The following is a 17,215-nucleotide window of genomic DNA, read 5'->3' as shown; positions in this document are numbered from 1 at the left end:
GCCGAAGAATGCCGTACTCCCGCGGCCCTCACGACGACGGTCCCTTCCCTCAGACGCCACCATCTGACCGTTCCTCCGGGAGGTGGTGGTCGGAGGAGGCGGTTCGTGGCGGTTCGCCTGACGAGCCCCGAGTCGTGGACGGCGATCGTGAGGCCCCTGATGAGGCCTTCGGCGAACTCGATGGAGAGCCCGGCGCGCGGCGGACCGCGGGGAGCGCTCATCAGGCCGGTGAGCCGACCGGGGCCTTCGAGCTGTCCCGGGAGCCGTCACAGGCCTTCGATCGTGCCTACGGGGTCCCACAGCCTCCGCAGACCGCACGGCAGCGCGGTCCCGTCCCGGTGCCGCCCACGTTCCAGGCGTTCCGTGCGACTCTGGCCTCTCAGAGTTCCTCCCTCGATCCTGGCAGGCCCGGTCTGCGCGTCCTCGTGGCCGTGGGCGCGGTGGCCACAGCCGTCGCCGTGTTCTTCGTCTGGCGATCCCAGCCCTCGCCCGCGCCGCTGCCGCCACCCACCCCCGTGTCGTCACCGACCCCGTCCACGACCCGCTCCGCTCCCAAGGTGACCGTCCACGTCGCCGGCAAGATCCGTAAGCCGGGCGTCTACCTGCTCCCGGCGGGCGCCAGGGTCACGGACGCGGTGAGCGCGGCCGGGGGAGTGTCACGCAGAGCGTCCCTCGACTCCCTCAACCTCGCCAGACGCCTGGTCGACGGGGAGCAGATCGTCGTGGGCGCGCCTCCTGGCACGGCGGCCCAGGGTTCGCCGGTCACCGGCGCTGCCGCGGGCGTCATCGACCTCAACACCGCAACACCCGACCAGCTCGAGCAACTGCCGGGCGTGGGGGAGGTGCTGGCGGCGCGCATCGCCGAGTTCCGCACCACCCACGGCGCTTTCACCTCCATCGACCAGCTCCGCGAGGTCAGCGGCATAGGGCCGCGCAAGTTCGACGAGATCAAGCCGAAGGTGCGCGTCTGACATGACCGACCCGCTACCTTCGCGCCCGGCCAAGCGCCATGCCTGGCCCTTGCTGCTGCCCGCGATCGCCGCCTGGGCCTGCGCGCTGATCCTGCTCGGGTGCTCCGCACGCACGGGGATGTCGCTCGCCCTGGTCGCGGCCGTCGGAGCCGTCACCGTGGCCTGGCACACCCGATCCGGACGCCCGTACCCACGTCCACGGCACGTCACGACGTCCGGGTACCGGCCGTTCGGGCGAACCACGACGCCGGCCTCGCGGTTTCGGCGAGCCGAATCCCCGCCGCCACGATCTCCGCGAGGTGCGGAGGCCGGACGTTCGTCCAGCGGGGTGGCCACCTGGCGTGGTGTCATCCTGGCCACCCTCGTCTGCGCGGCCGCGGCGTCCGGATCGGTGGCTCTCAGGGTTCACGCCGTGACCACCGGTCCGGTGGCCGAACTCGCGGCCACAAGCGCTTCCGTCACGGCACAGATCGTGCTGACGGACGACCCCAGACGCAGATCGAGCCGGAGCATTCCGTTCGCCCAGGACAGCTACGTGACTCCGGCCACCCTGACGATCCTCCGGACGGCCGAGGGCCGGCAGGCCGTCAACGTCCCCGTCACCGTCTTCTCCAGCGGCCCGGCCTGGGCCCGTCTCCTCCCCAGCCAGCATCTCGAAGTCACCGGCCGGCTCGCCGCGCCGACCGCGGGCAACCTGGTGGCGGCAGTCTTCCTCGTACGCGGCCCGCCGCGGGTCCTGACGCCTCCGTCGCAGCTCCAGACGGCGGCAGGCGCCCTCAGGTCGGGCCTGCGGTCCGCCGCGGACGTGCTCCCTCCCGACCAGCGCGGCCTCCTCCCGGGCCTGGTCGTCGGCGACGTCTCGCGCATGGACCCACAGGTGGCGGCCGACCTCAAGGAAGCGGGCCTCAACCATCTCAACGCGGTGAGCGGGGCGAATCTGGCCATCGTGGCGGGCGCGATGCTCGCCCTGTCCCGCCTGTTCGGTTTTCCGCTGCCCGTGCGCGCCCTGCTGGCCGCGCTCTCCATGCTCGCGTTCGCCGTGGTGGCCCGTCCGTCCCCGAGCGTGCTGCGTGCTCTCCTCATGGGCCTGGCCGCAGCCGTCGCGCTGGGCACCGGCAGGGCTCGAGACGGTTTCGCGGCCCTTTCGGCAACGGTTCTGCTGCTGGTGCTGTTCGTGCCGGAACTTGCCCGTTCGTATGGCTTCGCCCTCTCGGTGGCCGCGACCGCCGGGATTCTTCTCCTCGCCCCGCGCTGGCGGGACAGACTGTCGGCGGCCCACCAGGACGAAAGCGACGCACCACCACAGGACTCGAGCGCGCGGCAGCGACCGCGTGGCGCCGCCTCGCCGTCGCTGAGCGGAGGTGGTCCGGAAAACGACGGACGCGGCTCGCCCGGGCGGGATCCGGGCGGCGGAGCGGCGCGGCGCGACGGCACACCAGCCGAGGGGAGGCGGCGGGCTGAGCGCCGGTCACGGGTACGGTTGCCGCGCTGGCTCGCCGAAGCCGTCGCGGTGCCGGCGGCGGCGCAGGTGGCGGTGACCCCCGTGCTGGTGTTGATGTCGGGACAGCTCACCCCCGTCGCCCTCGTCGCCAACCTTCTCGTGGCCCCGGCGGTGGCCCCCGCGACCCTGCTCGGGTTCGGGGCGGCCCTGGTGGCCCCCGTGTGGCTCGACGGGGCCCGATTGCTGGTGGTCCCGGCCGGTTACGCGGTCGGCTGGATCGTCGCGGTCGCCGAATGGTCGGTGGGCCTGCCGTTCGCCACCGTGCCGTGGCCGGGCGGCCTGCCAGGCTTGGGGCTGCTCGCGCTCGCGGTGGCGGCCGGGGCGCTGATCCTGCGGCGTCGCGCCTGGCGGGCGGTCGCGCTGACGGCCGCCGGCGCGGCCCTGGTCGCGGTGCTCGTGATCCGGCCGATCGCGATGCCCTGGCCACCGAAGGGCTGGCTGATGGTGATGTGCGACGTGGGCCAGGGCGACGGGATCGTCATCGCGGCGGGGCCCGCACGCGGCATCGTGGTGGACACGGGGCCCGATCCGGTCGCGATGGACCGGTGCCTGCGCGGTCTCGGCGTCGACGACGTTCCGCTGCTCGTCCTCACCCATCCGCATGCCGACCACGTGGGCGGCCTGGCCGGAGTGCTGCGCGACCGCCGGGTCGGCGCGGTGGTCGTCAGCCCGCAGCGGGCACTGGCGCGGGCCTCGGCACGCGTCTCCGGCACGCTGGAGGGGCGGCGGATACCGGAATGGACCGTCGCGCCGGGCACCCGCTGGACGTTCGGCCCGTCCGAGGTGACCGTACTCGCCCCCGACCCGGCCACCAGCGAGGTGAACGGCCAGGGCGAGGGCAGCGTGATCAACAACTCCAGCGTGGTGCTCCACGTACGCTGGCGCTCGGGCTCCGTCCTGCTCAGCGGCGATCTGGAGACCGAGGCCCAGGAGGAGTTGTTACGCCGCTCCCCTATCCGGGCCGACATCCTGAAGACCCCGCACCACGGATCCAACCGGCAGTCGCCCGCCTTCCTCGAAGCGGTGGGGGCTCGAGCGGCGCTGATCAGCGTGGGGAAGGACAACGACTACGGCCATCCAGCCCCTTCCACGCTCGCCCTGTTGCGCAGGCTCGGAGCCGCCATCCACCGGACCGACCGCTCAGGAGACCTCGCCGTGGTGGAGAGGGAAGGGGGCATGGCCGTGGTCTCACGCGGGCCCGCACACTGAACGCGCACACCGCCGGGGCGACCCGCGTCCCGTGCCCGGGTTCGCCCGCCTTCAGCGGTGAGGAGCCGTGTGGAGTGGCTCGGTGTGTCCTGAGTGGGTTGGAATTCGTACGGGAGCGGCTCGGTGTGCCCTGGGTGGGCGGGGTTCCTACGGCGTCGTTGCGGCGAGTACCGCGTTGTCTGTGGCGTCTGGCATGCTTCCCCCTATGGCGGGAACCGATCCAGCGCTTGTGACTTTGGTTGTCGGCGATGAGGAGTTGCTGGCCGAGCGGGCGGTGAGCGGTGTCGTCGCGGCGGCGCGGGCCGCTGATCCCGAGTCCGAGGTGCATGACCTGGTGGGCGGCAAGGTGTCGGTGGGTGAGCTGACGCAGCTGACCTCCCCGTCGTTGTTCGGCGGCCGGTCCGTGGTCGTGATCCGGTCGGCGCAGGACCTGCCGAAAGACGTCATCGCCGAGGTCGTGGCCTATGCCAAGCAGCCCTCCGACGACACCGTGATGGTGCTGGCGCATCCGGGCGGGGTCAAGGGCAAGGCGCTGGTCGACGGGGTGAAGAAGGCCAAGGCGCACGTCGTCACCATCAACAAGGTGACCAAGGCGGGGGAGCGGCTGGAGTTCATCAAAGGGGAGTTCAAGCGTGCGGGGCGGAGCATTTCCGGCGATGCCGCCACCGCCCTGCTCGACGCCGTAGGGAACGATCTCCGGGAGCTGGCGGCGGCCTGCAGCCAGCTGGTGTTCGACACGGAGGGCAAGACGGTCAACGCGTCCGCCGTGGCCCGCTACCACAAGGGCCGAGCCGAGGTGACCGGCTTCAACGTGGCGGACTCCGCGATCGAAGGGCGGCTGGCGGAGGCGCTGGAGCAACTGCGGTGGGCGCTCGGCACCGGAGTCGCCCCCGTGCTGCTGGTGAGTGCCCTGGCAGGCGGGCTCCGGTCCCTGGCCAAGGTCGCGAGCGCGCCGCGCAGCCTGCGGGGCGGGCAGTTGGCGAGCCATGTCGGCATGCCCCCGTGGAAGGCCGACCGGGTGAGGCGGCAGCTGAACGGGTGGGGCCCCGACGGATTGTCGAAGGCCATCCAGGCGGTGGCCGAGGCGGACGAACAGGTCAAGGGCGGCGGCGCCGACCCGGCCTACGCTCTCGAACACACGGTGCAGGTGATCGTGGCCAGCCGCACCGGCCGTTGACCGCTGGTTCCGGAGGGGTGGCGGCACGAGCCCGGCGCGCACGGCATCGGCGTGCTCGCCCCGGCTGACGCGTACGCCGATCGCAGGCCGGTGGCCGTTGACCGCCCACTGCTCGAACCAGAGCTCATCGCCGCCGCAGGCCGGCTTGATGCCGGATACCCGGCGACCGCCTTGCTCGGTTTGAAGGACACCTTCGTCAACGGACCGAGTTGTTACTTCGCCGACCTCAAGCCGTTGTGGGCGCGCGCGTACCGAGATCTCGGCCGACCTGAATCGGCCGACATACGCGGACCGCCTCGAACTGATGGCGCCGAGTTATCAGGGTTCGTGCGACTGCCCCACCCCGCACTGAAAAGGTGTGTGGTCTGACGGCGGTGAGCGGCGTCAGGTCAGGGCTTCCTCGCGGACGACGCCGTCGCTGATCTCCAGCACCCGGTCGGCCAGCGTCATCAGGCTCGGGTCGTGGGTGGCGACCAGGGCCGTGACCCCCTCACTCCGTACGAGTGCCCGCAGCAGCTCCATGATCTGCCGTCCCGTCTGCGAGTCGAGTTGCCCGGTCGGCTCGTCGGCCACCAGCAGGCGCGGCCGGTTCGCCAGGGAGCGGGCGATCGCCACCCGCTGCCGCTGGCCTCCGGACAGTTCGTACGGCCGCTGGTTGACGTGCTGTTCCAGCCCTACGAGCGCCAGCAGCATCCGGATGCGCTCCTCGCGTTCCTTCACCGGCATGCGCACCAGCCGCATCGGCACTCCGACGTTCTCGGCGGCCGACAGCACGGGGATCAGCCCGAACGACTGGAACACGAACCCCACGACGTCTCTGCGCAGGGCCAGCAGCTGCTCGTCGGACATGGCGGTGACCTCGTGCCCGTCCACGACCACCCGCCCGGCGTCCGGTTTGTCCAGGCCGCCGATCTGGTTGAGCAGCGTCGTCTTGCCCGATCCCGACCGACCCCGGATCGCGACGAGTTCGCCGGGGAGAACGGAGAACGACACGTCACGGAGCGCCTCGACCTCCTTGGGCCCGCTCCGGTAGACCTTGCGCACCCCTTCGGCCACGACCAAGGGCGACTCACTCACCTGACGGCTCCTCTCGGGCGGGCCACACGCCGATGTGGTCGGATTCGAGTTCGAGACGCACCCGGCGCTCCATGTCGAGGGCGTTCATGAAGTCGCGGGGGAGTTGCAGGCGTCCCACGCGGTCCAGTACGGCGTACTCCTCGGCGATGATGTGCCCTTCGGCGTCCTCGCGCCGCAGCGTCTCGCTGCTGGTACGGCCGTCGCGGATGCCCACCGTCCGGTCGACCTGTTCGGACACCAGCGGGTCGTGGGTGACGACCACGACGGTCACCCCCAGCTCCCTGTTGGCCTTGCGCAGCGAGTCGAACACCAGCTCCGACGTCTCGCTGTCCAGCTCGCCCGTCGGCTCGTCGGCGAGGACGAGTTGCGGGGAGTTGGCGAGGGCGACGGCGATGGCCACCCGCTGCTGCTCGCCGCCCGACATCTCGGGGGTTCTCCGGTTCGCGCAGTAGCCGACGCCGAGCAGCTCCAGCAGTTCGTCCGCCCGTTCGCGCCGCTCCCGCCGGCCGCCGGCCAGCTTCACCGGCAGTTCGACGTTCTCCCTGGCGGTGAGGTAAGGCAGCAGGTTGCGGGCCGTCTGCTGCCAGATGAAGCCGACCACGGAACGGCGGTAGCGCAGCCGGTCGCGGGCGTTCATCGACAGCAGGTCCGTGCCCGCCACCCTGGCCACCCCCGCCGTCGGTACGTCGAGCCCGGACAGCACGTTGAGCAGCGTCGACTTGCCCGAGCCCGACGCGCCCACGATGGCCACCAGCTCGCCCTTGTCGATCACCAGGTCGAGGCCCTGCAGCGCGACGACCTCGACCCCTTCGGTCTTGTAGATGCGTACGAGGTTGTCGCACACGATGTGCGCGTCGCCGCCGAACGCGGCCTTCTGCCGCGTGGCCTTCGCTTCGAGTTCGGACAGGGTGGGGTTCATCGGTGTCTCCTTCCTTCAGGAGGGGGAGGAGATGCCTCCCGGCGGCAGGGCCTCTGGTGCAGCCGTATGGTCAAGTGAGGTCCCCCACTCGAAGGACGGCGCCGATTCTGCGCCTGCGGCTGACGGCGGTGTGGGCGTAGGCGCCGAGCACGGCGACGGCGGCGAGCCCTGCCGCCAGTGTGCCCGGCAGGACCAGGCCGGGTGGGTGGCCGGCGACAGGCAGGTCGCCCGCGTAGGAGGACAGGTCGACGGCGGGCCCGAGCGCGGCGGGCAGACCGAGGCCCAGGCCGAGCCCGACCGTCGTGGTCACGAGGATCATGGGCAGGATCTCCAGCACGGTCAGCCGCTGCGCCTGGCGCTCCGACAGCCCGAGCGTACGCAGGAACGACACCGCCCTGGCCCGGTCGGCCGCCCCGACCACCAGCGCCAGCACGACGGCGGCCAGCGCGTACGCGGCCAGCGCGACCGTCACGACGATCATGGTCCAGCGCACGGTGCTGGTGAGCGGATCGTCCTGGATGGCCCGCAGCGTGCCCTGCTGCGACACCACGGTGGCCGAGGGGACCAGCCGCTTCAGCTCGCCGACGGAGGCGTCACCCTTGACGAGCAGCGTGTTCACCGCCGGGCGGGTCAGCACGTCGATGTTCACGACGAGGAACTTGCCCTCGGTGTAGAAGCCGGGCACCGACTCGATCACGCCGCGCGTGGCCAGCTTCAGCCGCGACTGCCAGCCGATCTCGAACGTGCCCCGTCCGCGCAGCTCGGACGACACGAGCGCGCCACTGCTCAGGTCGGGCAGGTCGAAGGGGGCCCCGCCCATGAGCTGCCGCCACCTGGCCACGTCCACGGCGATGGCCTCGGCCCGCTCCGCGCCGTAGCCGACCTGCACGCGGGCGGTCTGCGCGGGCACCACCTGCTCCACGCCGCCGGCGGCGCGCACTTTCGCGATGGCCTCGGCCGGGATCTCGATGTTCGACGTCATCCTGATCGGCGCGCCGACCTGCTGCCATGACGCCTGGACCTGCGTGCCGGAGATCCCGTCGGAGATCACCGCGGCGAACACCGACACGCCCAGCGCGGGCAGCAGGATGAGCACCGGCAGCACACTGGCGGAGCGTGCCCTGGCCGCCCTGGTCAGGCCGATGAACGGCACGGCCGCCCGGCCACGCGCGGCCAGCCGTACGAGCAGGCGCAGCGGGTAGGGGTAGCAGCGCAACGTGATCAGCGCCGCCGCGGCGGTCAGCGCGACCGGCACGAGCAGCAGGAACGGGTCCTGGCCCGCCGAGTCGTCCAGCCCACGGGCCCGCAGCAGGTAGGCGCCGGCCAGTGCCAGCACGACGACCAGCACCTCCAGTGTGGTCCGCTTGGCGGTGGGCCGGGCGGTGGCGACGTCGTCGCGGCGTTCGTGCAGCGGCGCGCGATAGGTCACGGCGAGCCGCGCGGCGGCGTAGCCGACGGTCACGAGGACCATGATCACCGGCCCGAGGTGGACGATCGGCAGCACGGGGCCGGGCACGAGGTACGACAGCGCGTATCCGGCCAGCGCGGCGGGCGCCACCGCGAGGCCGGTGAGCGCCGCGCCCGTACCCGCGACCTGGCGCAGCGACCCGCCGCGGGCGCGGGCCAGCGTGAGCGTGTGCTCCATCCGGTCGGCCAGCAGCTGCACGCCCAGGACGAGGACGCCGAGCGCGACCGCGAGGAGGCCGCCGAGCACGAGGTACATGACGGTCTCGGCGGTGGCCAGCGCGGCGCGGAAGTCGCCGAGCAGCTTGGGCAGCCCGGTGATCAGGCGGTAGGGGCTGGCGGTGCCGGTCGACTGCACCCCGATCAGGCGGTCGAGGTCGGCGACGGCGGCGGTGAGGCCGGGGACGTCCATCGCGCCGGCCGCCGCCGGATCGACGGGCAGGACCCAGTTGTAGGACAGGTGGCGTCCTTCGCCGCTGAGCGCGGTCAGGCCGTCGTCGGACATCAGTGACGTGATGTGCTTCTCGAAGTCCAGCGAGCCCGGCGGCTGAACCTTCGCGACGTGCATGATGTCGGCGTTGTGGTCCCAGTAGCGGTCGCCGGGCTCCTTGGCCTCGAAGGCGCCGACGATCTTCACGGCGACGTAGTCGTTCTCGCCGAGCGTTCTCGTCTCGCCCACCCGCAGGTCCATCTCCCGCAGGGCCTCCACCACGACCCCGACCTCGAACACGGGGATCGTCTCGCCGTCGTACCGCGTCGTGCCCGGTGCCCCGGGAGGCCGTCCCTGGACCCAGGTGACGCGCCGGTCGGCGTCGGACAGCCAGCCGAGGTTGATGTACCGGGTGCCGCTCGTCCCGGTGATCGGCGTGAGGCTGGTCTTGGCGCTCGCGTGGCTGGAGCCGGTGCCCGCGGGCGTGACGAGCGGGCGCAGCCCCGCGGGCAGCAGCTCGCGCCATTGGCGGTCGCGGGCGTCGAACTGGCCGCGTTCGTGCAGATCATCGGCCTGCGAGTCCGACGCCACGGTCACGGTGAGGTCGGCCTGCTGGGCGGACGCGGTGCTCAGCGAGCGCCGCAGCGCCTGGTCGAACGATGCCTGCATCCCCCGCGGCAGGCCCGCGATCAGCAGACAGGCGCTGATCGTCAGCACGGACAGCACGGCCACCGTGCCGACGTGCACCCGTGCGAGCAGCGGGATCCTCACCGTTCCTCCCGGAGGACGAGCCCCTGCCTGCGCAGGTTGCGGGCCAGAGCGGCCACGACGGCGAGCAGCACCGCCGCGACCAGCGCCAGCATCGCGAGGGTGGCGGCCCACGGGATGTCGAGCAGCACCCCGGGCGTGACGGCCGAGGCCTGCCCGGTCAGTACGATGTGCGGCACGACCAGGGTGCCGACGACCACGGCGAGGCCGGTGCCCGCCGCCAGGGACAGGCCGATGACGAACGCCTGCTCGACCGCCAGCATCCCGAACACCTGCCTGGAGCTCACGCCGAGTGCCCGCAGGATCCCGAACTCGGCCATCCGCTCACGCGCCGCGACCGCCGCGTTGACCAGGAATCCGAGCACCGCGAACACCAACGCCGCCAGGAACCCGAGGATCAGCGCTCCCTGCAGCCCGCTGGCCAGCGGGTCGTCCTGGAGCTGGGCCGCCAGCGCGCCCTGGTCGAGGGGGGTGACGTCCCATTCCGGCCGGCTCTTGAGCACCCGCGTCGCGGCCGTGGTGTCGTCGGCCGCCAGCCACCACTCGGTCGCCGGTCTGGGCAGCCGCGCCGCGGCCAGGTCGCTCGTCTGCAGCGTCTCCCAGTCGGCGAGCACCGCCGGCTGGCCGGCCGTGCCCGTCGGCATCGTCCGTACGACGGCCACCACCTTGATCTGCAGGACCCGGCGGTCGATGCTGGCCCGCCCGACCCGGCCGACGCCCAGCTTGAGGGAGACGGCCAGGTCGGACGTGAGCACGACGGGCAGCGGCGCCTCCCGCCGCGTCCCGAACGTGGCCACGGCCGGCCGCGAGTCGTTCGCCTCCATCGTGACCTGCGGCGTCTCGAGCTCGCGGCCGTCGGCGTTGAGGCCGGTCAGCGTCAGTTTCGCCGCGCTCTCGGTGGTGCCGGCGACGAGGCCGCGCAGCGCCACCGGGTAGGTGATCTTCCCGCTCTGCCCGGCCAGCGCCTTCAGGTTCACCTCGACGCGGTTGTCCCCGGGCTTGAGCACGCCGAGCGGCACGTCGCGCCAGACGCCGAGCCCGTCGGACAACACCAGCCGCAGCGGAAGGCCGGCGTCCGTCTTCGCACGGAGGGTGAGCGTCGACGGCCGGCCGGGAAGGACGAGTTCGCCCGCGTGCGTCCCCACCAGCCGGCGTGCCATGTCCTCGACCGGCTGCGTCGACAGGTCGGGCCGCAGGTGGAACACCTCACCGAGCTTTCCCGCCTCCAGGCCGATGAGCAGCGCGCTCTCGCCGCCCACCTCGGTCTGCCCGCGGAAACCGGGGGAGGCCGCCGTCACGCCGGGCAGCGCGGTGAACGCCGTGCCGCGCCCGAGAGAGCCCAGCTCCGGCCCGTCCGCGGGACCGGACAGGCGCAGGTCGGCCCCGGCCTGGTGGCGTGCCTGGTCGAGCTGCGACGTACGCCAGGTGGACGCGGTGGCCATCGAGACGATGCCGATGGCGATCGCCATGGTCAGCAGCAGCGCCGGGCCCGCGTAGCTGAGCGGCCTCCTGGCCACCTGCCAGGCGCCTAGCGCGGGGGCGAGGGTGGGCCGGCGGGAGGTCAGCCGCTCGGCCAGCTTCGAGACGCGCGGCACCAGCCGCAGTCCCAGCATGCCGCCCGTGAGCAGGGCCAGCGCCGGCCCGGAGATGATCAGCGGGTCGATGCCGAGCCCGCCGCCGGCCGTCGTGGTCACCGGCGCGCCGTAGTGCCGGAGCTGCCAGATCGCCAGCCCGGCCACGACGAGCAGCGCCACGTCGGCGCCCGCCCGCTCGATCAGGCCGCGCCCGTCGGCGCGTCCGCGCGCCGACTGCTCCTCCACGTACGTGCGCCGCGCGCCCGCCAGCGCCGGCAACATCAGCAGCACCGCCGAGGCCAGCGCCACCCCGAACGACACCAGGAACGTGCCCACGTCGGCCACGGGCGACAGCCGCACCCCCGAGGACCTGATCCACGGCAGCGTGTTGACCAGGGAGAGCAGCGGCGGCCCGAGGAACGGCGCGATGATCGCGCACGGCACCGCCACCAGCAGCGCCTCACCCCCGGCCAGGGCCGCCAGCCGCGCCGTGCCCGCGCCGCGCGAGCGCAGCAGCGCCACCTCCATGCGCCGGTGGTCGGCGAGCAGCCGCGCGGTCAGCATCAGCGCGTACGCGGCCAGCAACAGCAGTTGCAGTACGGGGATCAGCATCGTGGAGCGTGCCACCAGGGACGCGGTGTCGAGCTGGGTGAGCATCTCGGGCAGGTGGCCGGTGACCGTGCACCGCTCGCAGCCGTCCGCCTTCAGCCGTTCGCCGACCTGCCCGAGCGCGGCGGCCATCGGGCGAAGTTGCTCGGGAGTCAGCGCGCTCAGGTCGGGGACGGCGGTCCAGGTGGCGTTGACGTTGCTGGCGAAGCGGGCGATGAACGTCTCCCGCGCCACCATCAGCGGCCCGTACGTGGTGAAGTCGCCGCGGTCCACGCCCCTGGCCAGCAGCTGCTCGTCGGCCCAGCGTGCGCTGGAGGGGTCGTTGAGCTGGAAGACGCCGACGACGCGGACCTTGACCGGGCGCGGGTCGAGGCGGCCTCGCGTGGTGAACTCGTCGCCCGGCTCGAAGCCGGTGGCCGAGGAGGCCGACAACGAGATCGCGGCCTGTACCTGGTCGCCGCTGTCGCGCGGCCAGGTGCCGGAGACCAACCTGGCGTGCCGGTCGATGCCGTCGTAGCTGCCGAACCTGAGCAGTTCGGGCCGCTCGTTGTCCTCCTGGCCGGGCATCACGTAGGAGTCGGAGCGGAAGCTGGTGGTGAGGCCGGGGGGCCGGGTGTAGGCCCGGTCGAGCTGGGCGCGTACGGACCGGTCGAAGGCGGGGAACGTCTCGGCTGTCACGGGTGCGCTGATGGTGGCGGCCGTCTGCTCGAAGGACGCCGTCTCCATCGTCCTGCGCACGCCCGCCTCGGCGATGGAGGAGGCGTACATCGTGAGCGCGACCAGCGTGGTGGTGGCCAGCAGGATCGAGCCGAACGCGGCCAGGAGGAGCAACGGCTCGCTGAACGCCCGTTTGACGACCAACGGCCCCCGCATGCGCCACCCCTTTTGCCTGACTAGCTGCACTTTCGGGCAGGCGTGCGACCGAGGGCAAGGTGATCTTTGTAACGGTGACTGAGCCGATACGGGGCGGCGACGCCGGTGTGATATCGAAACCGTGACAGAAACAGGACGGAACGAAAACGCCGCGCCTCCCAGGGAGACGCGGCGTCTGTGCGATGCGTTACTTGGCGGCCAGCGCCGCGGCCTGCTTGGCGATCGCGGACTTGCGGTTGGCGGCCTGGTTCTTGTGGATGACGCCCTTGCTGACGGCCTTGTCGAGCTGGCGGGCGGCAACCCGCTGCAGCGTGACGGCCTGCTCGACGTCGCCCTGCTCGGCGGCCTCGCGGAACCTGCGGACGGCCGTCTTCAGCGACGACTTGACCGCCTTGTTGCGCAGGCGAGCCTTCTCGTTCTGCTTGTTGCGCTTGATCTGGGACTTGATGTTCGCCACGAAGAAGCCTCGGTGAAAGTCAGTGATGGATGGGGCGCGCGGGCTCGATGAGAGGGCGCGCCACACGCAATTGAATAGATTACCAATAACCCAGGTGGCTGCTCAAATCAACGGCCTGGGAAAATGGGTCCGCCGCTCAGTGTACGGGAGTTCAGGCCATCCAGCGCGTCATGTACTCCCGCCAGTCCTCCTCCGTGGCGGCGAAGTCGACGTAGAGGGCGAGCCCGAACCGTTCGCGGCGGCCGTGCTCCGACAGGGCCAGTTTGGCGCCCTCGGCGGCCATCTCGACGCTCTCGGCGTTGTCGAGCCAGGGCAGGCCATGGTCGTGGTAGGCGGGGGCGCCGACGAACAACGACTTCTCGGCGGGCACCAGGTCGAGAGCCAGTCCCGCCTGCCTGGCCACGTGGCCGCCGTAGAGCGTCTCCAGCGGGGTTCCCGAGTCGTACGTCATGATCGCGACCTGGTCGACCCGGTCGACGACCTGTGTGAAATAGCCCGATGACCAGTACTTGTCGTGGCCGAGCACCGCTCTCGCCGTCAGGCGCATGCCGGGGTAGGGCTCGATCTGCGGGCTGGCGGTGGACAGCAGCCGTGTGTGCCGGCGGGTCTCGTCGAGGAGGCGCAGGAACTCGGTGTCGCCGTCGCCGATGGGCTCGAAGTTGTAGTGGATGCCGTCGTAGCCCTGCTTCATGATGGCGGCGACGCCGGCCAGCACGTTCCGGCGGGAGGCGGGGTCGTCGAGGTCGAGGGCGCCGTCGAGGGTGCCGTCGAGGGCGCCGTCGACGGCCTGGCCGAGCCAGGCGGAGATGCGGACCGCGGGTAGGTGCTGACGCATCCATTCCAGGAAATTTCGGGCGTTGGGGTATTTGGCGGGATCTAATCGTCCGTCCAGCTCGAAAGGGCCCGAGTGGACGTACACGTCCTTGATCCCCGTGGCGCGCAGCCGTACGGCGAGACGCTCGACGTCGCGCTCGGTACGGCGGCCGTCGACCCAGGCGTGTCCCAGCCACAGGGCGTCATTGCCCGTGCTCTTCGCCCATGCCGCCGGGGCACCGGTAAACTGGAGGCGGAGCGCGGCGGCGAGCAGGCCGACCAGCGCCACCGCGATGGCCGTGGCAAGCGCGAGCAAGCGCAGGCCGCGGCGGATGACGGTCCGGGCATTCATCCGGGCATGTCACCATGAAAGACTGCTTGACTCAACCCTGTCGAAACGGACTTCGGTGCGCACTCAGCCTGGCCAGACCGACCCCGCGTTGATCCGCAACTTCTGCATCATCGCGCACATCGACCACGGCAAGTCGACCCTTGCCGACCGGATGCTCCAGATCACCGGCGTGGTCGACGACCGAACCATGCGCGCTCAATATCTCGACAGGATGGACATCGAGCGCGAGCGTGGCATCACGATCAAGTCGCAGGCCGTGCGGCTCCCCTGGGACGGCCACGTGCTCAACATGATCGACACGCCGGGCCACGTCGACTTCACCTACGAGGTGTCCCGGTCGCTGCAGGCGTGCGAGGGCGCGATCCTGCTGGTCGACGCGGCTCAGGGCATCGAGGCGCAGACGCTGGCCAACCTCTACCTGGCCATGAACGCCGACCTGCACATCATCCCCGTCCTCAACAAGATCGACCTGCCGGCGGCCCAGCCGGAGAAGTTCGCCGAGGAGCTGGCGGGCCTGATCGGCTGCGACCCGTCCGAGGTGCTCAAGGTGTCGGGCAAGACGGGCGAGGGCGTGCGCGAACTGCTCGACCACGTGGTCCAGACCGTGCCCGCGCCGATCGGCGACGCCGACGCGGCCGCCCGCGCGCTGATCTTCGACTCGGTCTACGACACCTACCGCGGCGTCGTCACCTACGTCCGGGTCATGGACGGTCACCTGGGCAAGCGCGAGCGCATCCTCATGATGTCCACCATGGCCACCCACGAGACGCTGGAGATCGGCGTCATCTCGCCCGAGCCCAAGGTCGCCGCGCTCGGGCTGGGCGTCGGCGAGGTGGGCTACCTCATCACGGGCGTGAAGGACGTGCGCCAGTCGCGCGTCGGCGACACGGTGACGGCCGCGGCCAAGCCCGCGCCCGAGATGCTGGCCGGCTACGAGCACCCCAAGCCGATGGTGTTCTCCGGGCTCTACCCGATCGACGGCGACCAATATCCCGAGCTGCGCGAGGCGCTCGACAAGCTGCAGCTCAACGACGCCGCGCTGGTCTATGAGCCGGAGACGTCGGCCGCGCTCGGCTTCGGCTTCCGCGTCGGGTTCCTCGGGCTGCTGCACATGGAGATCGTCCGCGAGCGCCTGGAGCGCGAGTTCGGGCTGTCGCTGATCTCCACCGCGCCCAACGTGGTCTACCGCGTGGTCATGGAGGACGGCAAGGAGCTCACGGTCACCAACCCGTCGGAGTTCCCCACCGGCGGCAAGATCGCGCAGGTCTTCGAGCCGGTCACCAAGTCCACGCTCCTGGCGCCGGCCGAGTTCATCGGCGCGATCATGGAGATCTGCCAGGGCCGGCGCGGTCAGTTGCTCGGCATGGACTACCTGTCGGAGGACCGGGTCGAGATCCGCTACACCCTGCCGCTGGGTGAGATCATCTTCGACTTCTTCGACCAGCTGAAGTCGCGCACCCGCGGCTACGCCTCGCTCGACTACGAGCCGGCCGGCGAGCAGGAGTCCGACCTGGTCAAGGTCGACATCCTGCTGCAGGGCGAGCCGGTCGACGCCTTCAGCGCGATCGTGCACAAGGAGAAGGCCTACTCCTACGGCGTCGACATGGCGAAGAAGCTGCGCGAGCTGATCCCGAGGCAGCAGTTCGAGGTGCCCATCCAGGCCGCCATCGGAGCCAGGGTGATCGCCCGCGAGAACATCCGCGCCATCCGCAAGGACGTTCTGGCCAAGTGCTACGGCGGCGACATCTCCCGTAAGCGCAAGCTGCTGGAGAAGCAGAAGGAAGGCAAGAAGCGCATGAAGATGGTCGGCCGCGTCGAGGTGCCGCAGGAGGCCTTCGTCGCCGCGTTGTCGACCGATTCCAGCGCCGCCGCCGACAAGACCAAGAAGTAGGCTGCGCCTCCCTTACAACCCGAGCACCGCCGGCGTGCGCGCGAGCGCGCGCCAGCGGGCCTTCGGGTCGTCCAGCAGGCGGCGAACCTCCAGGTCCATGAGCCCGCCGACGCCGGTCATCTCCGCCGCCAGCTCCCCGTCCGGCCTTCTGAACTCCTGCCTGACCCGGAACGTCTTCCCCTCGCCCCACTCGAACGCGCACGTGACGTCCACCTCGTCGCCGGCGCGCAGCTCGCGGTGGTAGCGGATGGTGTTCTCCAGAGTCACGGGGCCGATGCCGTGGTCCCACAGGTCGTCGACCGAGATGCCGGCCGCGCGCAGGCACTCCCAGCGGGCGTGGTCCCCGTACTGGAAATAGACCGCGTTGTTGACGTGGCCCTGCCCGTCGAGCTCGTAGCCGCGCACGGCGATGCGTACGGAAAAGGTCATGAGTGCTGCTCCAGCCAGGCGTGTGAGCGGGCGGTGAGATAACGCAGGCCGTCCTCGCCGATCTCCACCCAGTCGCCGCGCGCCCACCCGCCGGTCGTCTGCGGAGCGAACCCGTGCCGCTGGAACAGCGCCGACGCCTCCTTCTGGGTGAGCCCGCGCCGCCCCCACTCCTCGATGACGCGCGCCGTACGCTCGTCCTCGCTCGACTCCGGTTCGCCCAGCGCGGCGGCGAGCTCCTCCAGCCCGCGCGCGATGAGCCGCAACGAGGACTGGAGCTTCGGTACGTCCATGGCATCGCCCGTCGATCGGCACCTATTGCCCAGCGATGGTACAGACTAGTCTAAAGGCATGGAAGTGGTGCGGACGGCGAGAATGGTCCTTTCTCGGGTCACCGCCGACGATCTCGACGCCGTGCACGAGATCCACTCGGATCCGCGGACCAGCGTCTACCACCCCGGCGGTCCCGTGACCGACCTGGAATCCAGCCGCGCCATGCTGGACCTGTGGCTGGCCGACTGGGAGGAGCGGGGGCTCGGCTACTGGGCCGCGCGCCGCGCGGGCGAGTCGCACGTGCTCGGCTTCGGCGGCCTGCGCCGCGCGGTCGTGGACCGGCAGGAGGTGTTCAACCTGTACTACCGCTTCCGGCCGTCGGCGTGGGGGCAGGGATACGCGCTGGAGCTGGCCAGGGCGGCGCTGCGGGT

Annotated in this window: 13 protein-coding genes; 5 read left to right on the top strand and 8 right to left on the bottom strand. The window is 71.3% G+C overall.

All coding sequences use genetic code 11. From position 1 onward, the window contains the following. The first annotated feature begins 440 nt into the window (after positions 1 to 440). The 3 genes from E1267_RS45955 (at position 441) to holA (ending at position 4,858) form a co-directional block, all read left to right on the top strand. Positions 441 to 971, top strand: coding sequence for a ComEA family DNA-binding protein (locus E1267_RS45955; RefSeq protein WP_220449830.1), 531 nt, complete (start codon positions 441 to 443; stop codon positions 969 to 971). A 1-nt stretch (position 972) separates the two neighbouring features. Next, positions 973 to 3,681: a ComEC/Rec2 family competence protein gene (locus E1267_RS46880; protein ID WP_246064461.1), complete on the top strand. Its 2,709-nt coding sequence runs from the start codon at positions 973 to 975 to the stop codon at positions 3,679 to 3,681. Positions 3,682 to 3,874: 193 nt separating this feature from the next. Then, positions 3,875 to 4,858 carry a DNA polymerase III subunit delta gene (gene holA / locus E1267_RS35455; RefSeq protein WP_181957887.1) on the top strand — a complete coding sequence of 328 codons (984 nt, stop codon included), beginning with the start codon at positions 3,875 to 3,877 and terminating at the stop codon, positions 4,856 to 4,858. 384 nt (positions 4,859 to 5,242) lie between these two features. On the opposite strand, the gene E1267_RS35450 is transcribed toward holA, so the two are convergent. From E1267_RS35450 to E1267_RS35425, 6 genes are all read right to left on the bottom strand, one after another. Next, complete coding sequence (locus E1267_RS35450; RefSeq protein ID WP_246064460.1) at positions 5,243 to 5,935, bottom strand: ABC transporter ATP-binding protein; 693 nt, start codon at positions 5,933 to 5,935, stop codon at positions 5,243 to 5,245. Further along, positions 5,928 to 6,854: an ABC transporter ATP-binding protein gene (locus E1267_RS35445; protein WP_132339276.1), complete on the bottom strand. Its 927-nt coding sequence runs from the start codon at positions 6,852 to 6,854 to the stop codon at positions 5,928 to 5,930. The genes E1267_RS35450 and E1267_RS35445 overlap by 8 nt, the downstream gene beginning before the upstream one ends. 70 nt (positions 6,855 to 6,924) lie before the next feature. Beyond that, positions 6,925 to 9,519 (bottom strand): FtsX-like permease family protein, encoded by a 2,595-nt coding sequence (locus tag E1267_RS35440; protein WP_132339274.1) that lies wholly within the window; start codon positions 9,517 to 9,519, stop codon positions 6,925 to 6,927. Beyond that, the gene (locus tag E1267_RS35435) at positions 9,516 to 12,572 is read right to left on the bottom strand and encodes an ABC transporter permease (protein WP_132339272.1); all 3,057 of its coding nucleotides are present in this window, start codon (positions 12,570 to 12,572) and stop codon (positions 9,516 to 9,518) included. Before E1267_RS35435 ends, E1267_RS35440 begins: the two co-directional genes overlap by 4 nt. A gap of 187 nt (positions 12,573 to 12,759) precedes the next feature. Then, positions 12,760 to 13,029 (bottom strand): 30S ribosomal protein S20, encoded by a 270-nt coding sequence (rpsT, locus tag E1267_RS35430; protein WP_132339270.1) that lies wholly within the window; start codon positions 13,027 to 13,029, stop codon positions 12,760 to 12,762. Between the two features lie 151 nt (positions 13,030 to 13,180). Continuing rightward, on the bottom strand, positions 13,181 to 14,194 hold the full coding sequence (locus tag E1267_RS35425; protein ID WP_132339268.1) for a glycoside hydrolase family 18 protein: 1,014 nt from the start codon (positions 14,192 to 14,194) through the stop codon (positions 13,181 to 13,183). Positions 14,195 to 14,249: 55 nt separating this feature from the next. Here E1267_RS35425 and lepA point away from each other — a divergent pair, with 55 nt between their 5' ends. Then, positions 14,250 to 16,085 carry a translation elongation factor 4 gene (gene lepA, locus E1267_RS35420; protein ID WP_132339266.1) on the top strand — a complete coding sequence of 612 codons (1,836 nt, stop codon included), beginning with the start codon at positions 14,250 to 14,252 and terminating at the stop codon, positions 16,083 to 16,085. Between the two features lie 12 nt (positions 16,086 to 16,097). Here lepA and E1267_RS35415 read toward each other — a convergent pair whose 3' ends face one another. Beyond that, complete coding sequence (locus tag E1267_RS35415) at positions 16,098 to 16,514, bottom strand: acyl-CoA thioesterase (protein WP_132339264.1); 417 nt, start codon at positions 16,512 to 16,514, stop codon at positions 16,098 to 16,100. Continuing rightward, positions 16,511 to 16,804 carry a hypothetical protein gene (locus tag E1267_RS35410; protein WP_132339262.1) on the bottom strand — a complete coding sequence of 98 codons (294 nt, stop codon included), beginning with the start codon at positions 16,802 to 16,804 and terminating at the stop codon, positions 16,511 to 16,513. Before E1267_RS35410 ends, E1267_RS35415 begins: the two co-directional genes overlap by 4 nt. A 58-nt stretch (positions 16,805 to 16,862) precedes the next feature. On the opposite strand from E1267_RS35410, the gene E1267_RS35405 reads away from it, so the two are divergent. Next, positions 16,863 to 17,215 (top strand): GNAT family N-acetyltransferase (locus E1267_RS35405; protein WP_246064459.1); only part of this gene is annotated, 353 nt, incomplete at its 3' end.

The sequence above is a fragment of the Nonomuraea longispora genome (genome assembly GCF_004348345.1).
GTDB classification, from domain to species: Bacteria; Actinomycetota; Actinomycetes; order Streptosporangiales; family Streptosporangiaceae; genus Nonomuraea; species Nonomuraea longispora.
The sequence above is the reverse complement of the archived record's forward strand: the minus strand, read 5'-3'. Positions and strand labels throughout refer to the sequence as shown.

Coding starts and splice junctions, on each gene's coding strand:
- E1267_RS35445 (WP_132339276.1), bottom strand. CDS start 6,854: ATGAACCCCACCCTGTCCGAACTCGAAGCGAAGGCCACGCGGCAGAAG.
- E1267_RS35435 (WP_132339272.1), bottom strand. CDS start 12,572: ATGCGGGGGCCGTTGGTCGTCAAACGGGCGTTCAGCGAGCCGTTGCTC.
- E1267_RS35425 (WP_132339268.1), bottom strand. CDS start 14,194: ATGAATGCCCGGACCGTCATCCGCCGCGGCCTGCGCTTGCTCGCGCTT.
- E1267_RS46880 (WP_246064461.1), top strand. CDS start 973: ATGACCGACCCGCTACCTTCGCGCCCGGCCAAGCGCCATGCCTGGCCC.
- holA (WP_181957887.1), top strand. CDS start 3,875: ATGCTTCCCCCTATGGCGGGAACCGATCCAGCGCTTGTGACTTTGGTT.
- E1267_RS35410 (WP_132339262.1), bottom strand. CDS start 16,804: ATGGACGTACCGAAGCTCCAGTCCTCGTTGCGGCTCATCGCGCGCGGG.
- E1267_RS35415 (WP_132339264.1), bottom strand. CDS start 16,514: ATGACCTTTTCCGTACGCATCGCCGTGCGCGGCTACGAGCTCGACGGG.